25 protein-coding genes are annotated in these 21,006 nt (G+C 73.1%); 13 read left to right on the top strand and 12 right to left on the bottom strand.

Going from position 1 to position 21,006, the window contains the following annotated elements:
• The first annotated feature begins 30 nt into the window (after positions 1-30).
• From IEY30_RS20100 to IEY30_RS20120, 5 genes are all read left to right on the top strand, one after another.
• On the top strand, positions 31-249 hold the full coding sequence (locus tag IEY30_RS20100; protein WP_030200559.1) for a heavy-metal-associated domain-containing protein: 219 nt from the start codon (positions 31-33) through the stop codon (positions 247-249).
• Positions 246-2,732, top strand: coding sequence for a heavy metal translocating P-type ATPase (locus tag IEY30_RS20105; protein WP_030200556.1), 2,487 nt, complete (start codon positions 246-248; stop codon positions 2,730-2,732). Before IEY30_RS20100 ends, IEY30_RS20105 begins: the two co-directional genes overlap by 4 nt.
• A gap of 111 nt (positions 2,733-2,843) precedes the next feature.
• Complete coding sequence (locus tag IEY30_RS20110; protein WP_030200552.1) at positions 2,844-3,182, top strand: VOC family protein; 339 nt, start codon at positions 2,844-2,846, stop codon at positions 3,180-3,182.
• Between the two features lie 127 nt (positions 3,183-3,309).
• The gene (locus IEY30_RS20115) at positions 3,310-4,332 is read left to right on the top strand and encodes a hypothetical protein (protein ID WP_156035398.1); all 1,023 of its coding nucleotides are present in this window, start codon (positions 3,310-3,312) and stop codon (positions 4,330-4,332) included.
• A complete protein-coding gene (locus IEY30_RS20120) occupies positions 4,329-4,868 on the top strand; it encodes an NUDIX hydrolase (protein ID WP_052358726.1) in 540 nt (179 codons plus the stop codon). The genes IEY30_RS20115 and IEY30_RS20120 overlap by 4 nt, the downstream gene beginning before the upstream one ends.
• Positions 4,869-4,928: 60 nt before the next feature.
• Here the strand turns inward: IEY30_RS20120 and IEY30_RS20125 are convergent, their stop codons facing one another.
• The 5 genes from IEY30_RS20125 to IEY30_RS20145 form a co-directional block, all read right to left on the bottom strand.
• On the bottom strand, positions 4,929-5,633 hold the full coding sequence (locus tag IEY30_RS20125; protein ID WP_156035396.1) for a hypothetical protein: 705 nt from the start codon (positions 5,631-5,633) through the stop codon (positions 4,929-4,931).
• A 136-nt stretch (positions 5,634-5,769) separates the two neighbouring features.
• Positions 5,770-6,405, bottom strand: a complete 636-nt coding sequence (locus IEY30_RS20130; protein ID WP_030200539.1) for a VOC family protein — start codon at positions 6,403-6,405, stop codon at positions 5,770-5,772.
• 151 nt (positions 6,406-6,556) lie between these two features.
• Positions 6,557-7,420 (bottom strand): RNA methyltransferase, encoded by an 864-nt coding sequence (locus IEY30_RS20135; RefSeq protein WP_030200538.1) that lies wholly within the window; start codon positions 7,418-7,420, stop codon positions 6,557-6,559.
• 114 nt (positions 7,421-7,534) lie between these two features.
• The gene (locus IEY30_RS20140) at positions 7,535-7,963 is read right to left on the bottom strand and encodes a DUF2000 domain-containing protein (protein WP_030200535.1); all 429 of its coding nucleotides are present in this window, start codon (positions 7,961-7,963) and stop codon (positions 7,535-7,537) included.
• A gap of 163 nt (positions 7,964-8,126) precedes the next feature.
• Positions 8,127-8,945: an AraC family transcriptional regulator gene (locus IEY30_RS20145; protein WP_030200532.1), complete on the bottom strand. Its 819-nt coding sequence runs from the start codon at positions 8,943-8,945 to the stop codon at positions 8,127-8,129.
• A 58-nt stretch (positions 8,946-9,003) separates the two neighbouring features.
• On the opposite strand from IEY30_RS20145, the gene IEY30_RS20150 reads away from it, so the two are divergent.
• The 7 genes from IEY30_RS20150 to IEY30_RS20180 all read left to right on the top strand — a co-directional run bounded on the left by IEY30_RS20150 (position 9,004) and on the right by IEY30_RS20180 (position 15,163).
• The gene (locus IEY30_RS20150) at positions 9,004-9,441 is read left to right on the top strand and encodes a VOC family protein (RefSeq protein WP_373286744.1); all 438 of its coding nucleotides are present in this window, start codon (positions 9,004-9,006) and stop codon (positions 9,439-9,441) included.
• 75 nt (positions 9,442-9,516) lie between these two features.
• Positions 9,517-10,077: a cysteine hydrolase family protein gene (locus IEY30_RS20155; RefSeq protein ID WP_030200526.1), complete on the top strand. Its 561-nt coding sequence runs from the start codon at positions 9,517-9,519 to the stop codon at positions 10,075-10,077.
• A gap of 53 nt (positions 10,078-10,130) precedes the next feature.
• On the top strand, positions 10,131-10,643 hold the full coding sequence (locus IEY30_RS20160) for a DedA family protein (RefSeq protein WP_030200524.1): 513 nt from the start codon (positions 10,131-10,133) through the stop codon (positions 10,641-10,643).
• Between the two features lie 234 nt (positions 10,644-10,877).
• Complete coding sequence (locus tag IEY30_RS20165) at positions 10,878-11,648, top strand: response regulator transcription factor (RefSeq protein WP_229675117.1); 771 nt, start codon at positions 10,878-10,880, stop codon at positions 11,646-11,648.
• Positions 11,645-13,084, top strand: a complete 1,440-nt coding sequence (locus tag IEY30_RS20170) for a sensor histidine kinase (RefSeq protein ID WP_052358725.1) — start codon at positions 11,645-11,647, stop codon at positions 13,082-13,084. The genes IEY30_RS20165 and IEY30_RS20170 overlap by 4 nt, the downstream gene beginning before the upstream one ends.
• 167 nt (positions 13,085-13,251) lie before the next feature.
• Positions 13,252-13,944, top strand: a complete 693-nt coding sequence (locus IEY30_RS20175) for an NADPH-dependent F420 reductase (protein WP_030200513.1) — start codon at positions 13,252-13,254, stop codon at positions 13,942-13,944.
• A 169-nt stretch (positions 13,945-14,113) separates the two neighbouring features.
• Positions 14,114-15,163: a TerC family protein gene (locus IEY30_RS20180; protein WP_030200510.1), complete on the top strand. Its 1,050-nt coding sequence runs from the start codon at positions 14,114-14,116 to the stop codon at positions 15,161-15,163.
• Positions 15,164-15,292: 129 nt separating this feature from the next.
• On the opposite strand, the gene IEY30_RS20185 is transcribed toward IEY30_RS20180, so the two are convergent.
• From IEY30_RS20185 to IEY30_RS20195, 3 genes are all read right to left on the bottom strand, one after another.
• Positions 15,293-15,946, bottom strand: coding sequence for a hypothetical protein (locus IEY30_RS20185; RefSeq protein WP_030200506.1), 654 nt, complete (start codon positions 15,944-15,946; stop codon positions 15,293-15,295).
• Positions 15,947-16,017: 71 nt separating this feature from the next.
• Entirely contained in the window at positions 16,018-16,395 is a 378-nt protein-coding gene (locus IEY30_RS20190; RefSeq protein ID WP_052358723.1) for a hypothetical protein, read from the bottom strand.
• Positions 16,396-16,399: 4 nt separating this feature from the next.
• Complete coding sequence (locus tag IEY30_RS20195; RefSeq protein ID WP_030200501.1) at positions 16,400-16,780, bottom strand: TIGR03618 family F420-dependent PPOX class oxidoreductase; 381 nt, start codon at positions 16,778-16,780, stop codon at positions 16,400-16,402.
• A gap of 118 nt (positions 16,781-16,898) precedes the next feature.
• On the opposite strand from IEY30_RS20195, the gene IEY30_RS20200 reads away from it, so the two are divergent.
• Positions 16,899-17,351 (top strand): winged helix-turn-helix transcriptional regulator, encoded by a 453-nt coding sequence (locus IEY30_RS20200; protein ID WP_030200498.1) that lies wholly within the window; start codon positions 16,899-16,901, stop codon positions 17,349-17,351.
• A gap of 15 nt (positions 17,352-17,366) precedes the next feature.
• On the opposite strand, the gene IEY30_RS20205 is transcribed toward IEY30_RS20200, so the two are convergent.
• The 4 genes from IEY30_RS20205 to IEY30_RS20220 form a co-directional block, all read right to left on the bottom strand.
• The gene (locus IEY30_RS20205; RefSeq protein WP_030200495.1) at positions 17,367-17,963 is read right to left on the bottom strand and encodes a hypothetical protein; all 597 of its coding nucleotides are present in this window, start codon (positions 17,961-17,963) and stop codon (positions 17,367-17,369) included.
• 249 nt (positions 17,964-18,212) lie between these two features.
• Positions 18,213-18,683 (bottom strand): hypothetical protein, encoded by a 471-nt coding sequence (locus IEY30_RS20210; protein ID WP_030200492.1) that lies wholly within the window; start codon positions 18,681-18,683, stop codon positions 18,213-18,215.
• A gap of 71 nt (positions 18,684-18,754) precedes the next feature.
• Entirely contained in the window at positions 18,755-20,134 is a 1,380-nt protein-coding gene (locus IEY30_RS20215) for an amidohydrolase family protein (protein ID WP_030200488.1), read from the bottom strand.
• On the bottom strand, positions 20,119-20,952 hold the full coding sequence (locus tag IEY30_RS20220) for a uracil-DNA glycosylase family protein (protein ID WP_030200485.1): 834 nt from the start codon (positions 20,950-20,952) through the stop codon (positions 20,119-20,121). Before IEY30_RS20220 ends, IEY30_RS20215 begins: the two co-directional genes overlap by 16 nt.
• Positions 20,953-21,006: the final 54 nt, after the last annotated feature.

The following is a 21,006-nucleotide window of genomic DNA, read 5'->3' on the forward strand; positions in this document are numbered from 1 at the left end:
CAACCCGACCACCGCCTGAGGAGGCACCCGATGAGCACCACCCAGACCGAGATCACCGTCGCCGGCATGACGTGCGGCCACTGCAGCGCCGCCGTCAGCAACGAGCTGTCGTCGCTGCCCGGCGTCACCGCCGTCGCGGTCGACCTGCACCCCGGTGAGGACTCCCCCGTCACCATCACGAGCGAGGCCCCCCTCGACCCGGCCGTCGTCGCCGACGCCGTCGCCGAGGCGGGCTACAGCCTCCGATGAGCGAGGGCCAGGCGCCGGTCGCCACGGCGAGGCGGGACCCCGACGAGGTCCGCCTCGCCATCACCGGCATGACCTGTGCCTCCTGCTCCGCGCGCATCGAGCGCAAGCTCTCCAAGGTCGCCGGCGTCGAGTCCGCGACCGTCAACCTCGCCACCGAGAAGGCGCTCGTCTCCTTCACCGCCCCCGTCACGGTCGAGCAGATCCTCGCCGAGGTGAAGAAGACCGGCTACGGCGCCACCGTCATCGACGGCTCGCGCCCCGCCTCCTCGACGGCCGCCTCGCAGACGGCGTATGCCGTGTCGCCCGAGAGCGCCCCCGTGGAGTCCGCGGACGGCCGGGTCGACACGCCTGCCGCCGACCGACCTGCGGCCGGGGCGCTGCTCGAGAAGCTGCGGTCCCAGGAGCTGGCTCGGCAGAAGGTCCGGGCCGCGGCGCCGCAGGAGAGCCGGGCCCGGACGGCCCCGGCCTCCTCGATCCAGCCCGCCACACGGCATACGCCCTCGTCCGGCTCGTCAGCGCACGGCTCGGGAGGGCACGCAGGCGCCGGTGGCGAGGACCACCTCGAGCACACGCCCGCCCAGAACGTGCTCAAGCCGCGCCTGCTCGTCGCGATCGCGCTGACCGTCCCGGTCCTGCTGCTCGCCATGGTGCTGCCGTCGTTCGGCGCCAGCCCGTGGCTGCAGCTGCTCCTCGCGACGCCCGTCGTCTTCTGGTGCGCGTGGCCCTTCCACCGCGCCGCCGCCGTCAACGCCCGCCACCTCGCCTCGACGATGGACACCCTCGTCTCCCTCGGGGTGCTCGCGGCGTGGGGGTACTCCGTCGTCGAGCTCCTGCAGGGGGGCATGCACCTCTACTTCGAGGTCGCCTCGGTCGTCACGACGTTCCTGCTCGTCGGCCGCTTCCTCGAGGCGCGCGCCAAGGACTCGGGCAAGGACGCGCTGCGCTCGCTGCTCGACCTCGGCGCCAAGGACGTCTCCGTCCTGCGCATCGACCCGCAGTCGCGGATCACGAGCGAGCTGCGGATCCCGGTCGACCAGCTCGTCGTCGGCGACCAGTTCGTCGTGCGACCGGGCGAGAAGGTCGCGACCGACGGCGTGGTGCGCGACGGGTCGAGCGCCGTCGACGCGAGCCTCGTGACGGGCGAGTCGACCCCGGTCGACGTCTCCCCCGGCGACGACGTCACCGGCGGCTCGATCAACACGACCGGGCGCCTCGTCGTCGAGGCCCGCAAGGTCGGGGCCGACACGATGCTCGCCGGCATTCAGCGCCTCGTCGAGACCGCCCAGACCGGCAAGGCCGACGTGCAGCGCCTCGCCGACCGGGTCTCGTCGGTCTTCGTCCCGGTCGTGCTCGTGCTGGCCCTCGTGACGTTCGTCGCGTGGCTCGCGACGGGCCACGACCTCGGCACCTCGCTCGCCGTCGCAGTGACCGTCCTCATCATCGCCTGCCCCTGTGCGCTCGGCCTCGCGACACCGACGGCGCTGCTCGTCGGCACCGGCCGCGGCGCGCAGCTCGGCACCCTCATCAAGGGCCCGCAGGTGCTCGAGGACACCCGCCGCGTCGACACCGTCGTGCTCGACAAGACCGGCACCGTGACCACCGGCGAGCTGCGACTGCGGAGCATCGCGGTGCTCGGCAAGCTCTCGAAGAAGGCGGCCCTCACCGCGGCCGCCGCCGTCGAGCAGGGCAGCGAGCACCCCATCGCACAGGCCATCGTCGACGGCGCCCGCCTGGCCCGGCTCGAGCTGCCGCGGATCCACGACTTCGAGGCCAACCCCGGAGAGGGCGCCACCGCACGGATCAAGGACACCGAGGTCACCGTCGGCAAGGCGGTGCTCTTCGAGAGCGTCGCCCCCGAGCTGCTCGAGCACGCCCGCGCGAGCGCCGGCACCACGGTCTTCGTCGGCTGGGACGGCGTCGCCCAGGCCGCCCTCACCGTCGAGGACACCGTGCGCGAGTCGTCCAAGGCCGCCATCGCGCGGCTGCGCGCCCTCGGCCTTACCCCCTACCTGCTGACCGGCGACAGCGCCTCCAACGCCCGCAGCGTCGCCGAGCAGGTCGGCATCGACGCCTCGCACGTGCGCGCCGACGTGCTGCCCGCCCAGAAGCACGCCGTCGTCACCGAGCTGCAGCAGTCGGGACGCGTCGTGGCCATGGTCGGCGACGGGGTCAACGACGCCGCGGCGCTCGCCCAGGCCGACCTCGGCCTCGCAATGGGCTCGGGCACCGACGTCGCCATGGACTCGGCCGACATCGTGCTCGTGCGCCCCGACCTCGACGCGGTCGGCGACGCGATCGGCCTCTCGCGCGAGACGCTGCGCATCATCAAGCAGAACCTCGCGTGGGCGTTCGGCTACAACACGGCCGCCATCCCGCTCGCCGCGTTCGGCCTGCTCAACCCGATGATCGCCGGGGCGACGATGGCGCTGTCGTCGGTGCTCGTCGTCAGCAACTCGCTGCGCCTCAAGCGCTGGGGCCGCTGAGGTCTCCGGTCTCCTTCTGCCGCCGCCGGTTTGAGGTATGCCGGTAGCGATCCCTGCGGCGCGCCTACCTCAAACGGGTGGTGGCGAGCGGCGGGCGGCTAGGTTCGGGGCATGGTGGCCTTCGTGAAGTCGGTGACGTTCGACTGCTCCGACCCGCTGCGGCTCGCGGGCTTCTGGGCCGCGGCGCTCGGCTCGAACGTCGACGAGGACAGCACGGACCGGCGAGCGTGGGTCGAGCCGGCGGGCTGGGGCGGGCCGACCCTGTGGTTCCAGCCCGTGCCCGAGGGCAAGACCGCGAAGAACCGGCAGCACTTCGACCTGAGGGCCGTCGGCCCGGTCGAGGCCGAGGTGGACCGGCTCACGATCCTGGGCGCGACGGTCATCGGCCGCGACGGAGACGTCGTCGTCATGGCCGACCCGGAGGGCAACGAGTTCTGCGTCGAGTCCTGACGCGGCATCGATAGCCGACCCGACCCGAGCCGAGTCGCATCCGCACTTTGACGCGCACGGCACGTTCTGGTGGGCTCGGGTCACCGACGACGGACCGGTCGTCGGGCACGACAGGGGAGGTCAGACGGTGACGTCGACGACAGCACCACAGCAGGCACCGCCGGACGAGGGCCGCGGGACACGGCTCGGGTCGGGGCTCTGGTCGAGCCCGTGGGTGGTGCCGATCGCTGCCGTGCTCGGCTGGTTCGTCGGCCTGCTCCCATGGATCGTCCGGCGATCCCGGCAGGGCACCTTCGGCACGCCGTGGAACCCGCGCAACGACCTGCGCGACGCCCTGCTGCCCTTCCACCACCAGCTGCTGCCGATGCTCGTCGTCGTCACGGTCGTGGCCGGTCTGCTCGCCGGCAGCGCCCCGTGGTGCAGCACCTCCCGCCGCTCCCGGCGCCTCGTCCTCGCCGCGCTGACGACGCTCGGAGCGCTGCTCGCGGCCGGCTGGTCGGTCGTGCAGACCCTCTCCCCCGACCCCGACCTCGGCGGCTCCGGGACGACCGCCGCCCAGGTGCGGGTGGCGTTCGTCGCGGTGACCGTCGCGGGTGCACTGCTCGGTCTCGTCCTCGGCCTCACGGTGTCGCTCGGTGGTGCCGCGGTGCGCGCGGCGGCGTCGGCGCCTGCCGCCGTCTTCATCGCCGACTGGTTGGGCCAGCTCGTGCTCGGCAGCCTCGGGTCGCCGGGACCGACGTGGCTGCCGACGCTGCTCGCCGCCTTGGCCGGCGCCGGCGTCGGGTTGGCTCTCGTGGGAGCCGCGCGAGCCCACCTGCTCGCCCGCGTCGCCGCGTGGGTCGGCTCGCTCGTCCTGCTCGTCGTCACCGCGTCGGCGCTGACGGCGGTGCGCTACGTGCTCGAGGCACTGCGCGGCACGCCGATCCGTGGCGACGCCCTCTCCGAGCTGATCGTCGACGGTCTCCGCGTCATGGGCGCGTCCCTACAGACGACCCTCACCGCCTGGGGCCCGCCGCCGGCGTCCCCGCTCACGGCCGTCGTCGTCGCTGCGACGGTCGGCGCCGTCGGCACGCTCCTCGCCGCTCGTCGCGCCGACCGAGCCGACCGCGCCGACCGCGCACCCGACGACTCGACGAGGACCACGGCATGACGGACCACGGCATGACGGACCGCGGGCCTGCGCCCGATGGTGCCTCCGCCCTGACACCGTGGACGACGACCGTCACGGCCTTCACCGTCCCGCGCCGCGGCTCCGAGTGGCTGATGATCCGCCACGAGCGCCTGGGCGTGACCTCGTGGGAGCTGCCCGGCGGTCACGTCGACCCCGGCGAGGATCTCGAGCAGGCCGCGGCCCGGGAGACGCTCGAGGAGGCCGGCGTCGCGGTCGAGGTCGGCGCCCTGCTCGCCACGTGCGTGCACGAGTGGCACGAGCGGCGCGCCCGCAAGCTCATCTGCTTCTTCGACGCGGCGGTGCAGCCCGGGCCGGCGCCGCGGGTCCCGGACGGCGAGCCCGACATCCGCGACGTCGCGTGGCTCGACCCTCTCGGGCTCCCGACCGACGACGTCAGCCCGTTCCTGCTGCCCCTCGTCGAGCAGCAGCGGCGAGGCTGGCTCGAGCCCCCGACCCACTTCCGGATGACCCATCGGCGCAACGCCGCCGGCCTCTGGCAGCCCGCCGCGGTGTGAGGCGACGAGCCCTCAGCCGCGCCTCGGACAGGCCCCCAGCACCCACAAGGCGCCGGGGGTTCACGGCTGCGTGCCGACCCCGTCGGTCGGTGCCCACGGCAACGCGACCGGCCCCGGCGCCGAACTGCCCGCGGTCAGCTGCGGCGCCCCCGAGCCCGTCAGGTAGGCGTGCACGTTGGCGGCCACCTCGCGCAACGGGCGCGGCGGCAGGTAGGCCGAGGCGCCCGCATCGAGCAGCCGGCTCACGGGCCCCGGCGCGCTGACGCCGAGCTCGTCGTCCTCGATCTCGGTCACGATGATCCGGGCGTCGGGGAACATCATCCGCAGCGACCCGAGCAGCTGCGGGCTCACCGGGTGGGTCAGCACGACGTCGGCGCTCGTCGGAGCCTTGAGCAGGTCGAGCACGACGTAGCCCGCGCCCAGCTCGTCCGACAGCCGCTGACGGGCCGCCTTCGACAGCTTCGTCGCCGTGGCCACGACCATGGCGCCCTCCGGCACGCGCGGCGCAGCCTCCTCGGGGTCACCGTCCCCGCGACCGGGCTCCAGCCCGCCCACGACGGTCCCGACGAGCACGCTCGGGCGGTGCACCAGCACGCCGATCTCGCGCCCGTCCCGCCGGAGCGTGACCTCCTGCCCGGCGAGCATCGCGTCGACCGCGGCCCGCACGTCCGGCGGCAGCGCCTCGAGGTCGAGGGACGGCACCCGGCGGAGCCTCCCCCACCTGCGGACCTGACCGTCGAGCTCGTGCACCGGCTCCTGGGGCATCCAGGCACCCTAACCCGGCCACCCCGACAAACCGGGTACGACCGCCCGGCGCGCGACACGGCATACGCCATCGGGGAACGACGAACGGCGGCCACCCCGAAGGGTGACCGCCGTCTGGCGTGCGAGTTGGAGCGGGTCAGATGGTGACCTTGCCGCCGGGGGTGTCGAAGGTGACCGACAGCAGGCCGGGCGTGCCGTGCGGCGCGACGAACGTGAAGTCGATGCCGCCCTTGTCGAAGGTGTCCTCCGGGCCGAGCCACTCGCGCACGCGCTTGGGGTCACCGGCGATCTGGAGGTTGTCGATGGAGACCGACGTGTCGGCGCCCGCGGAGGGGTGCACCGTCATGTCGTCCCACTCGATGAAGTAGGGGACCTGGGGGTCCGCCATGAGGCCCTTGATGCCGAGCTGGCGCCACTTGAGCTCGGTGCCGTCGGGGCGGTGCCGGTTGCCCGGGACCGACTCGCGGCCGAGGCGCTGCTCGACCTTGGCGATGTCGTCGACGGCGACGACCCAGCCGAGCCAGCCGCCGCCGGCCTCGGAGGCGGCACGGACGGCCTGGCCGAAGGGGGCCTTGTCGCTGGCCGGGTGGTCCAGGACCTCGACGACCTCGAGGTAGTGGTCCTTGGCCAGCGGGAAGATGACGTTGCGCGTGCCGAACCGGGGATGCACCCCGCCGTCGACCGGCGCGACGCCGATGAGCTCGGACAGGCGGGCGGCCGTGGCCTTGAGGCCACCAGCCTCCGCTGCATAAGAGACGTGGTCAACTCGCATACAGAACATCGTGACACACGCCAAGGGGTGCTCTTGACCACCCCTCCCCACCGGCTGCGGGGCTCGTCACACCCGTCACATGGATGAAACCTGAACGTCATCGCGTATGCCGTGTCGCGCGCTCCGGACGGCCCCCTCAGGGGGTGCGGGGTCAGCGTGCGTCGCGCTGGCGGACCGCCTCGTAGAGCACGATCGCGGCCGATGCTGCGACGTTGAGGCTGTTGGCCAAGCCGAACATCGGGATGCGGACGCGGTGCGTGGCGGCGTCGAGCAGGGTGCGGTCGGCGCCGTGCTTCTCGCTGCCGACGGCGATGGCGACGCGGCCGGTGTAGTCGACGTCGGTGTGGAGCAGGTCGGTCTCGGGCGTCGTGACGACGAGGCGGATGTCGTTGGCGCGGATCCACTCGAGGGCCTCGGCCGTCGTGGCGCTCGCGGCAGGCACGGCGAAGACGGTGCCCTTGCTCGCGCGCACGACGTTGGGGTTGCCCCAGTCGGTGACGGGGTCGGCCGCGACGACGGCGTCGACCCCGGCGGCGTCGGCGGTGCGGAGCATGGCGCCGAGGTTGCCGGGCTTCTCGACGCCCTGGCTCAGCAGGGTCAGGTGGTCGGGGCCGTCGACGCGCAGGTCGGCGAGCGGGACGCCGATGCGGTCGACGACCGCGATGAGCCCGTCAGGCCCCTCCCGGTAGCTGACCTTCTCGAAGGCGCTGCGGCTGAGGTGCACGACCTCGACGCGGTCGTCGCGCAGCCGCGCGAGCAGGTCGCCCTGGTGCCCGATGTCCTGGCTCCCGGCGCGACCGGCGGGGCTGAAGAGCTCCTCGCAGACGTAGACCGTGCCGGGCCGCACGCCGGCCGACAGGGCGAGGCCGATCTCCTCGTAGCCCTCGACGAGCGTCTGGCCGGTCTCCTCGCGGGTGCGACGCCGGCGCAGGCCGAGCAGGGCCTTGAGGCGGGGGTTGGCGGCGGACGTGATGGTCAGCTCGCGGGCGTGGGTCAGGTCGCTCGGGTTCGTCATGGCGCGCCCAGCATCCCACCCGCGGCCGTCGGCCACACGACGTGCGCTTCATGTCACGACACGCGGCTGCATCAGCAGGGCATGACGGGAGGCGCACGTCGTGCCGGTGGCGGGTCATGGATGCAGGCGGGCGCCCTTGAGGATGCGGTCGACGGCGTTCTTCGGGGCGTGCAGCGCGAGGCCGACGAGGTCGAGGTCCGCCGCCGGGACCCCCGCCACCGCGGCGCGGTTGTCGGCGTCGTGGCCGGTCGCGAACATCTCCCGCGTGTAGACGGCGAGCGCCGTGCCGCGTCGGAGCGCCCGCTCGTGGGCCGAGGTCAGCGTCGCGGACGCCCCCTCGAAGACGAGGACCGGCATGCCGAGGAGGGGCAGGTAGGTGTGACCGTCGGCGTCGGCATACGGCTGTCCGACGAGCTCGGGGTGCGCGGCCGTGACGCCGCTGACGAGGAAGGCCGTGACGTTGAGGCGCTGCCAGGGCTCGAGGTCGTCGCGCACGAGAACGGCGATCTTGGTGTCGAAGGGCGGGGTCAGCAGGTCGTCCATGGGCCAAGCCTCCGGCGCGGTGGCGGCCACCGTCTTGTACGTCGTTGATCCTGCGGCAGATCGGGCGCGAGATCGCGCAGGTGGTGTCGTCCCACGACAACGGGCGCCCGACCACACGCCCGATCACGTATGCCGGGTGGTGGCATCGCGCCCGTCCGTGCCGTCAGACGCCCCGCTGGTAGCGGCCGGGGGTCGTGCCGAGGAAGCGCTTGAAGTGCCGCGTCAGGTGCGCCTGGTCGTAGAAGCCGGACTCGGTCGCCACGAGGGCTGCCGGGACGCCGTCGCGCAGTCGTCGGCGGGCGAGGTCGAGCCGGCGGCCGACGACGTACTGGTGCGGGGCGATGCCGTAGGCCATGACGAACGACCGCACGAGGTGCGGTGTCGTGACGCCGAGCGAGGCCGCCACGGCGGCGATCCCGTCGGCACCGACCGGGTCCGCGTCGAACGTCTCGCGCGCCAGCGCTGCGACCCGGCCACCCGCGACCCGGCCACCCGCGGACCGGGCGGTGGGTGCAGGCGGGGCGATACGGCATACAAGATGGGAGGTGAGGCGCTCGACGACGAGTGCGAGGCGCGACTCGGCCTCGAGGTCGTCGCGCGCGACGAGGGCGCGGTCGAGGAGGGAGACGGCGCGGCGCAGGTCCGCGTCCGGGACGAGCGGCGCGTCGACGGCCCGACCGACGAGGTCGGGCGCGATGACGTCCTCCTCGAGGTAGACGACGCGCTTGCGGAAGCCGGCCGACGTCAGGGCCCGGCCGTCGTGGACGACGTGCGGCGGCAGGAGGGTGACCCCAGAGCGGACGGCGGTGTGGTCGTGGCGGTCCAGGTCGTAGCCGATGACGCCGTCGTCGACGACGAGAAGGGTCCACGTGTCGTGGGTGTGGACCGGATAGGCGTGGTCGTGCCACTGCGCATGGAAGACCTCCGCGACGCCCGCGACCGCGGGCCGCCACGAGACCGTGCGGTCGGTCGGGGCCTCCACACCGGCACCGTAGCCCCGGCGGCGCTCGTAGGGTGGGGACGTCCACCGAGGAGGGCCCGTGACGGAGCAGACGGCATACCCGCGACTCATGCACACCGCGCTCGACACGGAGGACGCCCGCGGTCTCGCGGAGTTCTACCGCGAGCTGCTCGGGCTGCGCTACCGGCCCGGTGACGAGCCGCCCACGGAGGGTCCGGACGACGCCGACTGGCTCGTCCTGCTCGACGCGGACGGCGTGCGACGGCTCGCCTTCCAGCGGGTCGACGAACGGCTCCCACGCTCGACGTGGCCGTCGCACGACGTGCCGATGCAGCTGCACGTCGACTACGCCGTGCCGTCGTCCGTGGAGCTCGAACGGCACCGTGACCGGGCGGTCGCGCTGGGAGCCGAGGTGCTCCTCGACCGCACCGCCGACGAGGTCGAGCCGCTCGTCGTCCTCGCCGACCCGGCGGGCCACCCGTTCTGCCTGCTCGTCGCACGTTCCGTCGCACCGTGAACGCCCCGGCTGTCGGTGCGTCGGCGTAGCGTCGACAGGACGACGCGGCAGACCGACACGGAGGTGCGAGCCACCATGACCACGCTCGAAGGACGCCCCAACACCGCCCTGCTCGTCATCGACGTGCAGCAGCAGGTCGTCGCCGACGCCTGGGACCGCGACGGCGTCATCGGCCGCATCAACATCCTCGTCGACAAGGCCCGGGGCGAGAACGTCCCCGTCATCTGGGTGCAGCACTCCGACGACAACATGCCGGTCGACAGCGACGGGTGGCAGTACGTCCCCGAGCTGACGCGCGAGGAGAGCGAGCCGCTCGTGCACAAGCGCTTCGGCGACTCCTTCGAGGACACCGACCTCGAGACGCTGCTCGCCGAGCGGCAGGTCGGGCGGCTCGTCGTCACCGGCGCGCAGACCGACGCCTGCATCCGCTCGACGCTGCACGGAGCCCTCGTCCGCGGCTACGACGCGACGCTGGTCGAGGACGCCCACACCACCGAGGACCTGCGCCAGTGGGGCGTGCCGGTCAGCGCCGAGCAGGTCATCGCGCACACCAACACCTACTGGTCCTGGTCGGACTCGCCCGGGCGCACGGGCGACGTCGTGCCCGCGGCCGAGGTCGACTTCCGCTCGCGCTGACGGAGGGCCACACCGGAGGCAGGTGGCGCGCTGGGCCCGCCTAGGGTTGGACCATGCTCGACACGTTGGCGGCGCTGCCCTTCTGGCAGGCGTTCCTCGCGCTCTTCGCGAGCGCCATGGTGCGCTCCAACGGCACCTACTGGGTGGGCCGGGGCGCCATCGCGGGGTGGCGTCGCTACCGCGGGGCCCACGGTGACCTGACCGCGCGCGCCGAGCGCCTCATCCACCGCTTCGGGCCCTTCGCCGTCACGCTCTCCTACCTCACCGTCGGCATCCAGACCGCGATCCACCTGACGGCCGGTGTCGTCCGGATGCCGTTGCGCTGGTACCTCCCGGCCGCCGTCGTCGGGTCGGTCGTCTGGGCCGTGCTCTACGCGACGGTCGGGCTCGCGGTCGTGCAGGCCTGGCTCGCGGCCGAGGCCGGCTCGTGGTGGGGCGCCGTCGTCGTGCTGGCCGTGGTCGCCGGCATCGTCACCTGGGTCGTGGTCCGCCGCCGCGCCGTGCGCCCCGCCCCCTCGAGTGAGCGCCCGTCCCACTCGACTGAGCGCTCCGCCCCACTCGACTGAGCGCCCCGTCTCTGCCACGACTCCACCATCCCTCCCCTCGAGTGGCCCCGTCGTCCCATCCGCCACACGACAGGACACCCATCCGCCCCCCTCGCGGTGTGAAAGCGGGGCCACTCGACGGGGCGGGGGCCACCGGACGTGTGACGACGGGGCCACTCGACGGGGTGAGCTGTCCTGACACGACTCGAACATGAGCGTGACGTGCGCGGCGCCTGCGCTCACTACGCTGCGATCGTGTCCACCGAGCCCGGCGCCGGCCCTGACCGCCGCTCCGACCATCGCCCTGACACCGGTCGCGGCCTCGTGCTCGTCGTCGAGGGCGAGCCGGCCATCGCCGACGTGCTGCGCCTCAACCTGCGCGCGGCCGGCTACGGCGTCGAGGTGGTCGGCGACGGAGCCACGGCCCTCGACGCGGCGCGCGACCTGAGGCCCAGCGCCATCGTGCTCGACATCGGCCTGCCGGTGCTCGACGGCATCGAGGTGTGCCGGCGCCTGCGCGGTCGCGGCGACTGGACCCCCGTGCTCTTCGTGACGGCCCGCGACGACGAGGTCGACCGCATCGTCGGGCTCGAGCTCGGCGCCGACGACTACGTCACCAAACCCTTCTCCCCGCGCGAGCTCGTGGCACGTCTCGGGGGCGTGCTGCGGCGCACGCGCGGGGAGCACACGGCTCCCGAGGTGCGGCGCTTCGGCGAGCTCACCCTCGACCTGACGAGCCACGAGGTGCGCGTCGCGGGGCGCGAGATCGCCCTGACCGCAACGGAGTTCGACCTGCTGAGTCATCTGCTGCGACGTCCGGGTGTCGTCTTCACCCGGGAGCAGCTGCTCAGCGACGTGTGGGGGTATGCCGCGACGGCCGGTGCGCGCACCGTCGACGTCCACGTCGCGCAGGTCCGCGCCAAGCTCGGCGACGCGAGCCCGATCCGGACGGTGCGCGCGGTGGGGTATGCCGCCGAGCGGGCTACGCGTGACGGCGCCGACCCTGCCGGGCCGGGGTCGCCGTGACGGCCGACGCGGTGACCGCGGGTGCGGTCCCGTCGCGCGGGTCGCTCTCGCGCCGGATCGTGCTGCTCGCCGTCGGGATCGCCGTGCTCACGGCCCTGCTCGCCGGCCTGCTCGTCGTCGGTCTGACCCGCACGTCGGTGGACGAGTCGGCCCGGACCACGCTCGCGCGGATCGCCGACGCGGCGGCGGAGCGGGCCGACTCCGGGGCCGCCGCGCGCGTCGCCCAGAACCGGGCCGTGCGCACCCTCGGGGCTCTCGGCATCGAGTCGGCGAGCGTCGGGCGCGGTGGTGTCGTCACGTCGACGAGCCCGCTCGCACGGGACGCCCTGACACCGGCGCGCCAGCGGGCCCTGCTCGCCGGACGCACGGTCTCGGCGCGCGACGACCTCGGGGGCACCCTCGTGCTCGTCGAGGGCCGACCGACCGACGCCGGCGGCATCGTGCTGGTCCAGCGCCGGTCCGACGCGACGGCGGACTCGGACCGACTCGTGCGACGAGTCCTGCTGGCCCTGCTCATCGCGGCCGCGGTGGCCGTCGTCGTCAGCGTCGCCGTGGCCCGGCGGCTGTCGATGCCGCTGCGCCGCACCGCCGACGCGGCCCACGCCCTGGCGGCGGGCCGGCGAGACGTGCAGGTCCCCGTCGAGGGGCCGGACGAGGTGGCCGAGGTGGCGAGCGCGCTCAACTCCCTGTCGGGCTCGCTGTCCCGGTCCGAAGGGCGCCAGCGCGACTTCCTCCTGTCGGTGTCGCACGACCTGCGCACACCCCTGACCGGGATCAGCGGCTACGCCGAGTCGCTCGCGGGCGGGGTCGTGCCGCCGGAGGAGACGGCCCGCGTCGGCGGAGTCGTGCTCACCGAGGCCAAGCGGCTCGAGCGGCTCGTCGGCGACCTGCTCGACCTGGCCCGGCTCGGCGCCGACCGCCCGAGCGTCGCCCCCGAGCGCACCGACCTCGTGGCGCTCGGTCGTGAGGTCGAGTCGGTCTGGGCCCGGCGCTGCGCTGCCGTCGGGGTGCCCTTCACCTTCGTGCCTGACGTCGCCGACGCCTGGACCGTCACCGACCCGGCCCGGGTGCGCCAGCTCGTCGACGGGCTGCTAGAGAACGCCTTGCGGGTCACGCCGGCCGGACGTCCGGTCGTCGTCGAGGTGCGCCGGGAGACCGGTCCCCGTGGCGGTGTCGACGTCGTCGAGGTGCGCGACGGCGGCCCGGGACTCACCGACGAGGACCTCGCCGTGGCGTTCGAGCCGTCGGTGCTGCACGAGCGCTACCGGGGCCTGCGGCCCGTCGGCACCGGCCTCGGGCTCGCCATCGTCGGCCGGCTCGCCGACGTGCTCGGCGGCACGGTCGAGGCGGGGCACGCAGCCGAGGGAGGGGCGCGCTTCACCCTGCGCCTCCCCCACCCCGCCACCCCGCGCTTCTCCCACCCGGCCACCCCATGACGCCACCCGAGCCGCGAAGGCCGCGGACGGCATACCTGATGACGCTGCCGATGGTCCTGCGATCGGTGGGGTGATCACCCCACCAGCTGCAGCACCATGCGCCGGTTCATCGACGCGTCAGGCCAGCCCCGCGGAATGTGGACCACGGCAGCACGGTTGACCAGCTCATGACCACCTGGGGATTCATCGGCAGCGGCAACATCGGCAGCACCGTCGCCCGGCTCGCGATCGCGGCCGGACACGACGTCGTGCTCAGCAACAGCAGGGGTCCCGAGACCCTCGCGGACCTCGTCAGCGAGCTCGGCCCGCACGCACGCGCGGCGACCGCGCAGGAGGCAGCAGCGGCCGGCGACATCGTCGTCGTGACGATCCCACTCAAGGCCTACCGCGACGTCCCGGTCGACGAGCTGGTCGGCAAGGTCGTCATCGACACGATGAACTACTACCCCCAGCGCGACGGCCAGATCGAGGCGCTGGACGACGGCTCGACGACGAGCTCCGAGCTGCTCCAGGCGCACCTGCCGCAGTCGCACGTCGTCAAGGGCTTCAACAACATCTTCTTCCAGCACCTGCGCGACCTTGCTCGTCCCGCTGACCCGGCCGGCTCCGACGAGCGCAGCGCCCTCGCCATCGCCGGTGACGACGCCGCGGCCAAGGACACCGTGCGCCGGGCGCTCGACGCCCTGGGCTACGACACCCTCGACCTCGGGCCGCTCGCCGAGGGCTGGCGCACCCAGCCCGGCCAGCCGGCCTACGGCACGCAGTACGCCGCCGACGAGAGCGACTGGGCGGCCGGCGCCCGACGGGCCGGGAGCGACGAGGTGGCCGGGCTCGCCGTGCGGGCCGTGCGCGAGGTCTGACACCAACCCTCGACAGCCGTTTGGGCGGTGGGACCGCCACCCGTAGACTGTGCCCCGAGGGGAGTACTTCCTCGCGCGCTCCGGTCAGTACGGCGGTCCCACGTCCGCCCCGGTCCGCGGCCGACGACAGTCGGTGAAGGAGACCTCAGACATCGTTCTGAGGAGACCCATGCTCACTGCCCTACCCGCCGCCACCCCGGCGCCGCCCGCAGGCTCGCTCGAGTCGATCGGCTCGCCCACGCTGTGGATCGCGACGATCGCCGGCGTCGCCGCCCTCTTCGTCGTCGACTTCCTCATCACCCGCCGCCCGCACGACCCGAGCATGCGCGAGGCGATCGGGTGGTCGGTCTTCTACATCGCCATCCCCGTCGTCTTCGGCGGCTGGCTGTGGTGGCAGTACGGCTCCCAGCAGGGCGTCGAGTACTACACCGGCTACCTCGTCGAGAAGTCGCTCTCGGTCGACAACCTCTTCGTCTTCATCATCCTGCTGTCGGCGTTCGCCGTGCCGCGCGAGCTGCGCCAGCGGGTGCTGCTCATCGGCGTCGGTGGCGCACTCGTGCTCCGCGGCATCTTCATCGCGCTCGGCGCGCAGATGATCGCCAGCTTCGCCTGGACCTTCCTGCTGTTCGGCGCGATCCTGCTCGCCACGGCCGTCAAGGTCGGCCGCGACGCGCTCTCGCACTCCGACCACAGCATCGACGTCGACCAGCTGCGCAGCGTCAAGCTGATCCGCCGCTTCTACCCCGTCACCGACACCTACGAGGGCACCAACCTCACGGTGCGCAAGGACGGCAAGCGCGCCCTGACGCCGCTCGCCCTCGTCGCGATCGCCATCCTCGGCACCGACATCGTCTTCGCCATCGACTCGGTGCCCGCGGTCTACGGCATCACCGGCGACCCCTACCTCGTCTTCGCGACGAACGCGTTCGCGCTGCTGGGCCTGCGGGCGCTCTACTTCGTCCTCGAGGGCGCTCTGGCCAAGCTCGTCCACCTCGGCCACGGGCTGTCGCTCATCCTGGCCTTCATCGGCGTCAAGCTCGTCCTGCACTGGGCGCACGGCGTGTGGCCCGGCGTCCCGGAGATCCCGACGCTGCTCTCGCTCGGCGTCATCCTCGGCATCCTCGCCGTCGTCACCGTGACGAGCCTGCTCTCCAACCGGCGCTCCGACGAGCCCGCCGGAGAGCCCGAGGACGAGAAGTCGTCGGTGCCGCAGGGCTGACGAGCTCGCCACACGGCATACGTGGTCGTATGCCGTGTGGCGACGTCACGAGGCAGGCGTCCCGCCGGGTGCGGGGCGCCTCCCTCGTCTGCGGCACCGGTCCGGCCCGTCCCCGGCCGGTGCCGCGCCTCAGCTCGTGGCGCTCGGGGAGGGTGAGCCGCCGGGCTGGGACGTCATGACCTTGAAGACGACGGCGCGGGCGGTGGGGTTCGTCGCGCCGACGCCGGTGACGAGCGCCTTGGCGCCGACCTTGACGGCCGAGATGGTGGAGTCGGCGCCCTTGCCCTGGGACCGCTGCCGCACCTTCGTGTCGGCACCGACCGAGAAGGTCAGGGAGAAGCCGTCCTTGGCCTTGACCGTGATCGACGTGCCCGAGACGGCCGTGACGTCGCCGCGGATCGCCTGGTGAGTGACCGGGCCGGTCTTGCCCTCGGTGACCCACGTGCCGTGCAGGGCCCGGAGCAGGCGGGCGCGCAGACCCTTGCGGTCGCCCGCGCCGGCGTCGGCGCCCTGGGTGGCATCGGCGCCCTGGCTGGTGTCGGCCGACGCCGGGGTGACGAGGGCGGCGTCGACGAGGGCGGCGTCGACGAGGTCCACGGTGTCGCGGTCGGTCGCCGCGTCCTGCTGGGACTGGGCCTGGGCCCCGATCGCGCTCGCGGCGGTGCCGGTGGAGTCGGTCTTGGAGCAGGCCCCCAGGGCGAGGCTGCCCAGCACGAGGACGGCAGCGCCCAGGGTGGTGGAGGAGCGGAGCAGGCCGGTCGTCCGGCGCGTGTCGGTGTTCATGACCCCTACGCTCTCGCGTGCAGGTGAAGCCCCGGTCCGCGTCGTGTTCGGATCGTGTTCGGGCGCCCTCGTCAGCCGGGCACCGTGTCACCGGGGAAGGCCACGCAGGGCCGCACCTCGTGGGTCATCATCCCCGCGAGAACGCACGGGTCGGCCGCCATGACCTCGTCGGCGACCTCGGGGACCACGGTCATGACGGCGGCGCCGGCGACCTCGTCGGACAGGACGGGGCAGAGCACCGCGATCACCCCGCCGGCCCGCAGGCCGACCATGCGTCGCTGGTGCTCGCGCTCGATGGCCTCCGCGCCCTCCTGGTGCCGGCCGGGCGCCCACCGCAGCACGAGCAGGCTGAACGGCTGCGCGGTCGCGGCCACCTCCTGCACCTCGTCGTCGGTGGCGTGGGGCAGCGCGGTCACGTCGGCCACGGTCAGGTGCGTGCTGTCGCCCACGGGGTCACACCCCCAGCTTCTGGTGGTCGACGTCGACGAGCGCCACGACCCGCTCGACGTCCCGGCCGTAGGGCGCGCCGACGTACTTCATCGCGAGGTCGTCGACCGCTGCCCACCCCGCGTCGCCGTCGAGCCACTCCACGACCCGACCCCGCAGGACGACGGGGGTGAAGGGGGCGTCGGGCGGGGTGAGCGAGATGGCGACGCGCGGGTCGCGGCGCAGGTTGCGGGCCTTGCGCGAGCCCGGTCCGGTGAGGAAGGCGACGCGGTCGCCCACCGTGCCGATCCAGAGCGGCACCGAGTGGGGGGAACCGTCGGGAAGAGTCGTCGCGAGGTGGGCGATCGGGGTCCCGTCCAGGACGGTGCGGACGTCGTCGTCGAGCATGTCGAGCTCCTTCGCAGTGCGGTCGTCGTCTGTTCGCCGCCTCCGAGTTCCGTGAGGAGACTCTGCCACGCTAGCAGGCGAAGTTCCTTGAAGGAACCCCGAATGTTAGTCTGCTCCCATGCAGCGCACGCAGTTCGGCGACATGTCATGCTCCATCGCCCGCACGCTCGACGTCATCGGCGAGCCGTGGTCGCCACTGGTCCTGCGAGACGTCTGGGTCGGCATGACGAGGTTCGAGCAGATCCAGTCCGACCTCGGGATCTCCCGCAAGGTGCTCACCGAGCGGCTCCACCACCTGGTCGAGCAGGGCGTGCTCGAGCGGCGACCCTACGACGCACGTCCCCGCTACGAGTACCACCTCACCGAGAAGGGCACCGAGCTCGTCGAGATGCTCATGGTCATGGTGAAGTGGGGCGACCGTTGGCTCGCGGGCCCGGCCGGCCCTCCGGTGCTCTACCGCCACCGTGCCTGCGGCGAGATCGCCGAGGTCGACCCCCGTTGCAGCAGCTGCGGCGAGCCGATGCACGCGGACGACGTCGACCTGCTCCCGGGGCCCGGCGCAGCAGGCTGAGCCCGAGCCGGCCCGTCAGGTGCTCTGGTAGAAGGGCGGGTCGCACGTCGGGGACCCCGTCGGGAAGGGGACCCGCGACGAGCACGGCGGGAACGCCGGGATCGAGACGCCCGGGACGACGACGGGCGCGTGATCGGTGTCGTCGCAGTCGTGCCCCCACGGGACCGTCATCGACAGCGTGACGCCCTGGTTCGCGCTGTTGTCGGAGTTGGCGTAGACGATGATCTTGACGGAGGCCCCTGGAGCGATGGACGTGCAGTAGGCCGGGACGATGCCGACGACGGTGAACGGCAGCCCCGACGAGCTGATGCTGATCGACGACTTGAGCACGATCGCCTTGTACGTGTTGTTGGTGACGAGCAGCGGGATCGCAAAGGCCTTGTCGGGGTTGAGACCGGGCAGCCCCGCGAAGACGTCGGCGCAGCCCTGTGCGCTGTTGCCCGGGAGCTTGCAGGCCGTGCCGACCGCATTGGTGGGCGAGGGGCCGGACGCGGCGATGGCCGGGGCGGCCGAGGCGACGACGACCGCCGGCACGGACCAGGCCGCGCCCCTGGTGACGGTGCGCCGGGAGACGCCCCTGCGCTGCGGTGTGCGCACGTGCTCACGGGTCATGGGGATCCTCCGGAACTGCGGTGCCGAGCCTGACGCGCTCCGCCCGGCGGAAGAGCGCCGACGGACCCCAGATGCGTGAGCCACCCGATGGTGACGTGTCGTCACGGTAGCGAGCACAGGTCAGGCGACACCGCCACTTCGCGGCTCTCGGCGGGCAATCACCCCGAGGAGGTGATGGCGAAGCATCCCTTTCCACACCAAAGGGATTCACCGGATGACGAGAGCGTGCCCCGCAGTTCCCGCTATCCGCTACCCGCCCAAGGCTGCGTCGAGGGCCATGACGGCTGCCAGGTCGACGGCGACTGCCACGACGAGCGTCCCGATCATCAGGGCGACCTTCACGCCGTCGCGCTGGTCGCCCCGCACGATGCCCATGTTGACGGCCGTCCCGCCGAAGGCGACCCCGAAGCCGATCGCGCCCTGGACCAGGAGCAGGGTCAGCATCGGCAGCAGCGCCAGGACCTGCTGGAGTCTCGGGGTGTCCGGACCGGTCGCGTACTCCGTGCCGCCGACGACGAGGGCCGGGTGCGCCCGAGCCAACCCGCCCTTGATCTTCGCCTCGACGGAGCCGGACGCTCCCGGGAGCGTCAGCCGGTTGCGGGGGAAGCCGTGGGGCTTGACCTGACGTCCGTCGACGGTGAACCGGTAGCCGCTCCAGAACGAGAAGTCGGTCGAGACGGTGCCGGCCACCCCGGGGATGGTGAGGTCTGCGAATCCCATGGCACGGATGATGGCAGGTCGTCGGCCGCTGGGGCCGCTTGGCGGTCGGGTCCTTCGTGTCCTTCGTCCCGTCAGGCGAAGATCGGTCCGACGGCGGGGTAGGCCGCGGTGAGCGCGGTGCGCACCGCCGTCAGGGACGGCACGTCCGCGCCGCCCTGGTAGCCGGTGTCGAGGCGCATCGGCTTGCCCCACGCGGTGAGGTCCTCGATGGTCGGGCCGGTCGCGGCCCCGGAGAGGGCCGCGAACCAGTCGGCCCGGGCATAGGTGACGTCGCCGCCGATGCAGACGAGGTCGACCCACGACGGGTCGGCGAGACAGACGTTCTCGTACGGGTCGCTGTGGTGGCGCTCGAGCACGACGAGGTCGGCCGGCCGCCCCTCGGCCAGCGAGCCCAGGTGCTCGTCCAGCCCGGCGAGGCGTGCCGCCACGGACGTCACCATGGCGACCAGGTCGGCTGCGGCGACCGGGTGCCCCTGTCGGGCGAGCTCGCGCCGGGCGACCTTCATCTCCCCCAGCAGGCTGGTCGACCCGGACGGCAGCCAGTCGGCGCCGAGCGCGACGGGCATGCCGGCCGCCAGGGCTTCGCCGGCCAGCGTCGTCTCGCCGTAGAGCCGGAGGTTCGACTGCGGCGACCAGACGAGCCGGCAGCCGAGCCCGGCGACGGTGTGCAGGTCGTCGGCGGTGAGGGCCGTCCCGTGGATGATGTTCGTCGCCGGGGTCGCACCGCCGAGGTCGAGGAAGTGCTGGAACTCCCTGGCGCTCACCGCGTCTCCGCGCCGCCCCTCGGACAGGTGCAGGTAGAACGCGTTGACGTCACCGGCGGCGATCCGCTTCATGACGGCCTCGAAGCTCGGCAGCCCGAACGACCCGGACGGCAGGTCGATCATCGATCGCGCCCGGTGCGCGCCGAAGGCCCACTGGTCGATGTTGCGCACGAGCGGCTCGGACGAGGCGCTGCTCGCGCCCGACGCGCCCTGGATGCCGGTCACGCCGCCGACGAGGGCGCGCACCTCGGCGTAGCGGGTCTGGGTCTTGGGCGGGACCCGCGTCAGCAGCGTGTTCTGCGGGTCGCGGACGAGCTCCTGGTAGGGCTTCGAGCGACGCCACGCGTAGCGGTTGTCGTAGAGCTTCGGCGGCTCCCAGGCCGCGAAGACGTTGAACTCCGGGTGCCCGTGCAGGTCGAGCAGGCCGGGCAGGATGACGCCGTCCGTCTCGAGCACCTCGACGTCCGTGGGCTTCTGCTTGGACACGCGGTCGACGAGCCCGCCGGAGACGGTGACGTAGCCGCTCGACCACGCACCGTCCGGGGTGATGACGGCGCCGTGCAGCGCGAACGGCGCCGGGGGCAGCGCGCGCGAACGGCGCGTCGGCTCGGGCAGCTCCTCGGTGATGCCGCGGGTGTAGGCCTCGTCGAACGGCCCCGCGGCCGCGTTGATCACAGTGCCGGCCATGTCCGGGCTCCCTTCGGGACGACGACGCTGATCGTCGCGCGCTTCGTCTGCGTGTCGGCGCCGGTGCGGGTCGCCCAGGCGTCCACGTCGCGCCACCACGCGGGCGCGCCTGCCGGGAGGTCGATCTCGGGGATCGGCGCGAGGTCCGTGGGACCCCACGACGCCGCATACGGAGTCAGGTCGGTCGGCCCCTCGGGCGTCACGTGGGCCGCGAGGTCGCCGAGGTGCTCGTTCCAGTTCGTGAGCAGGGCGGCCGTCGTCTCGGCGAGCGGCTTGCCGGATGCACGCGCGAATCCCTCTGCGTACGTGGGGTGCCGGATCGCGGCCAAGTGCAGTGTTGCTGCCACGTCGGGCTGCGTCTTCGCCCACATCCGGTAGGCCGTGGCCGCGAGGTCGCCGAGCGCGACCACCGCGGTGACGCCCGTGCCGACGAGCAGCGCGTCGAGCCAGCGGTGCCGGTAGTCCGCGATGTGCGCGTCCTTGGCGTGCCTGCTGCCGGCCGCCTGCCCGAAAACGCTGTAGAGGTACACGTTGACCATGACGTATGCCGTGTCGACACCGACCTTCGCGAGCAGTCCCTGCACGCGCTGGCCGGCCTCGCCGACGAGGATGCGCCGTGAGATCGCCTCGTGCGTCGCAGGGTCCTGGCCGAGGACCAGCACGCGGGCGCTGCCGTCGAGCCGCCCCCGGTGGAAGATCGGTCCCCACTCGGTGCGGAAGTCCCCCGACGGGTAGACGTCGTCCCCGGGATAGTCGGCCACGAGGGACGCGAACGGCTCGGCGCCGTACCCGACGCAGCTCTGGTGCACCACGGCCATGGCTGACCTCCACCCGATCGACGGCCTTGTCAGTGCAGGGTGATTCGACGGTAG

Origin of the sequence: Terrabacter tumescens (assembly GCF_014646815.1) — a bacterium.
GTDB lineage: Bacteria > Actinomycetota > Actinomycetes > Actinomycetales > Dermatophilaceae > Terrabacter > Terrabacter tumescens.

What these genes read in the sequence shown, in the direction of transcription:
- IEY30_RS20100 (WP_030200559.1), top strand. Translation starts at nt 31, where the DNA reads ATGAGCACCACCCAGACCGAGATCACCGTCGCCGGCATGACGTGCGGC.
- IEY30_RS20105 (WP_030200556.1), top strand. Translation starts at nt 246, where the DNA reads ATGAGCGAGGGCCAGGCGCCGGTCGCCACGGCGAGGCGGGACCCCGAC.
- IEY30_RS20110 (WP_030200552.1), top strand. Translation starts at nt 2,844, where the DNA reads ATGGTGGCCTTCGTGAAGTCGGTGACGTTCGACTGCTCCGACCCGCTG.
- IEY30_RS20120 (WP_052358726.1), top strand. Translation starts at nt 4,329, where the DNA reads ATGACGGACCACGGCATGACGGACCGCGGGCCTGCGCCCGATGGTGCC.
- IEY30_RS20125 (WP_156035396.1), bottom strand. Translation starts at nt 5,633, where the DNA reads ATGCCCCAGGAGCCGGTGCACGAGCTCGACGGTCAGGTCCGCAGGTGG.
- IEY30_RS20130 (WP_030200539.1), bottom strand. Translation starts at nt 6,405, where the DNA reads ATGCGAGTTGACCACGTCTCTTATGCAGCGGAGGCTGGTGGCCTCAAG.
- IEY30_RS20135 (WP_030200538.1), bottom strand. Translation starts at nt 7,420, where the DNA reads ATGACGAACCCGAGCGACCTGACCCACGCCCGCGAGCTGACCATCACG.
- IEY30_RS20140 (WP_030200535.1), bottom strand. Translation starts at nt 7,963, where the DNA reads ATGGACGACCTGCTGACCCCGCCCTTCGACACCAAGATCGCCGTTCTC.
- IEY30_RS20155 (WP_030200526.1), top strand. Translation starts at nt 9,517, where the DNA reads ATGACCACGCTCGAAGGACGCCCCAACACCGCCCTGCTCGTCATCGAC.
- IEY30_RS20160 (WP_030200524.1), top strand. Translation starts at nt 10,131, where the DNA reads ATGCTCGACACGTTGGCGGCGCTGCCCTTCTGGCAGGCGTTCCTCGCG.
- IEY30_RS20175 (WP_030200513.1), top strand. Translation starts at nt 13,252, where the DNA reads ATGACCACCTGGGGATTCATCGGCAGCGGCAACATCGGCAGCACCGTC.
- IEY30_RS20180 (WP_030200510.1), top strand. Translation starts at nt 14,114, where the DNA reads ATGCTCACTGCCCTACCCGCCGCCACCCCGGCGCCGCCCGCAGGCTCG.
- IEY30_RS20185 (WP_030200506.1), bottom strand. Translation starts at nt 15,946, where the DNA reads ATGAACACCGACACGCGCCGGACGACCGGCCTGCTCCGCTCCTCCACC.
- IEY30_RS20195 (WP_030200501.1), bottom strand. Translation starts at nt 16,780, where the DNA reads ATGCTCGACGACGACGTCCGCACCGTCCTGGACGGGACCCCGATCGCC.
- IEY30_RS20200 (WP_030200498.1), top strand. Translation starts at nt 16,899, where the DNA reads ATGCAGCGCACGCAGTTCGGCGACATGTCATGCTCCATCGCCCGCACG.
- IEY30_RS20205 (WP_030200495.1), bottom strand. Translation starts at nt 17,963, where the DNA reads ATGACCCGTGAGCACGTGCGCACACCGCAGCGCAGGGGCGTCTCCCGG.
- IEY30_RS20210 (WP_030200492.1), bottom strand. Translation starts at nt 18,683, where the DNA reads ATGGGATTCGCAGACCTCACCATCCCCGGGGTGGCCGGCACCGTCTCG.
- IEY30_RS20215 (WP_030200488.1), bottom strand. Translation starts at nt 20,134, where the DNA reads ATGGCCGGCACTGTGATCAACGCGGCCGCGGGGCCGTTCGACGAGGCC.
- IEY30_RS20220 (WP_030200485.1), bottom strand. Translation starts at nt 20,952, where the DNA reads ATGGCCGTGGTGCACCAGAGCTGCGTCGGGTACGGCGCCGAGCCGTTC.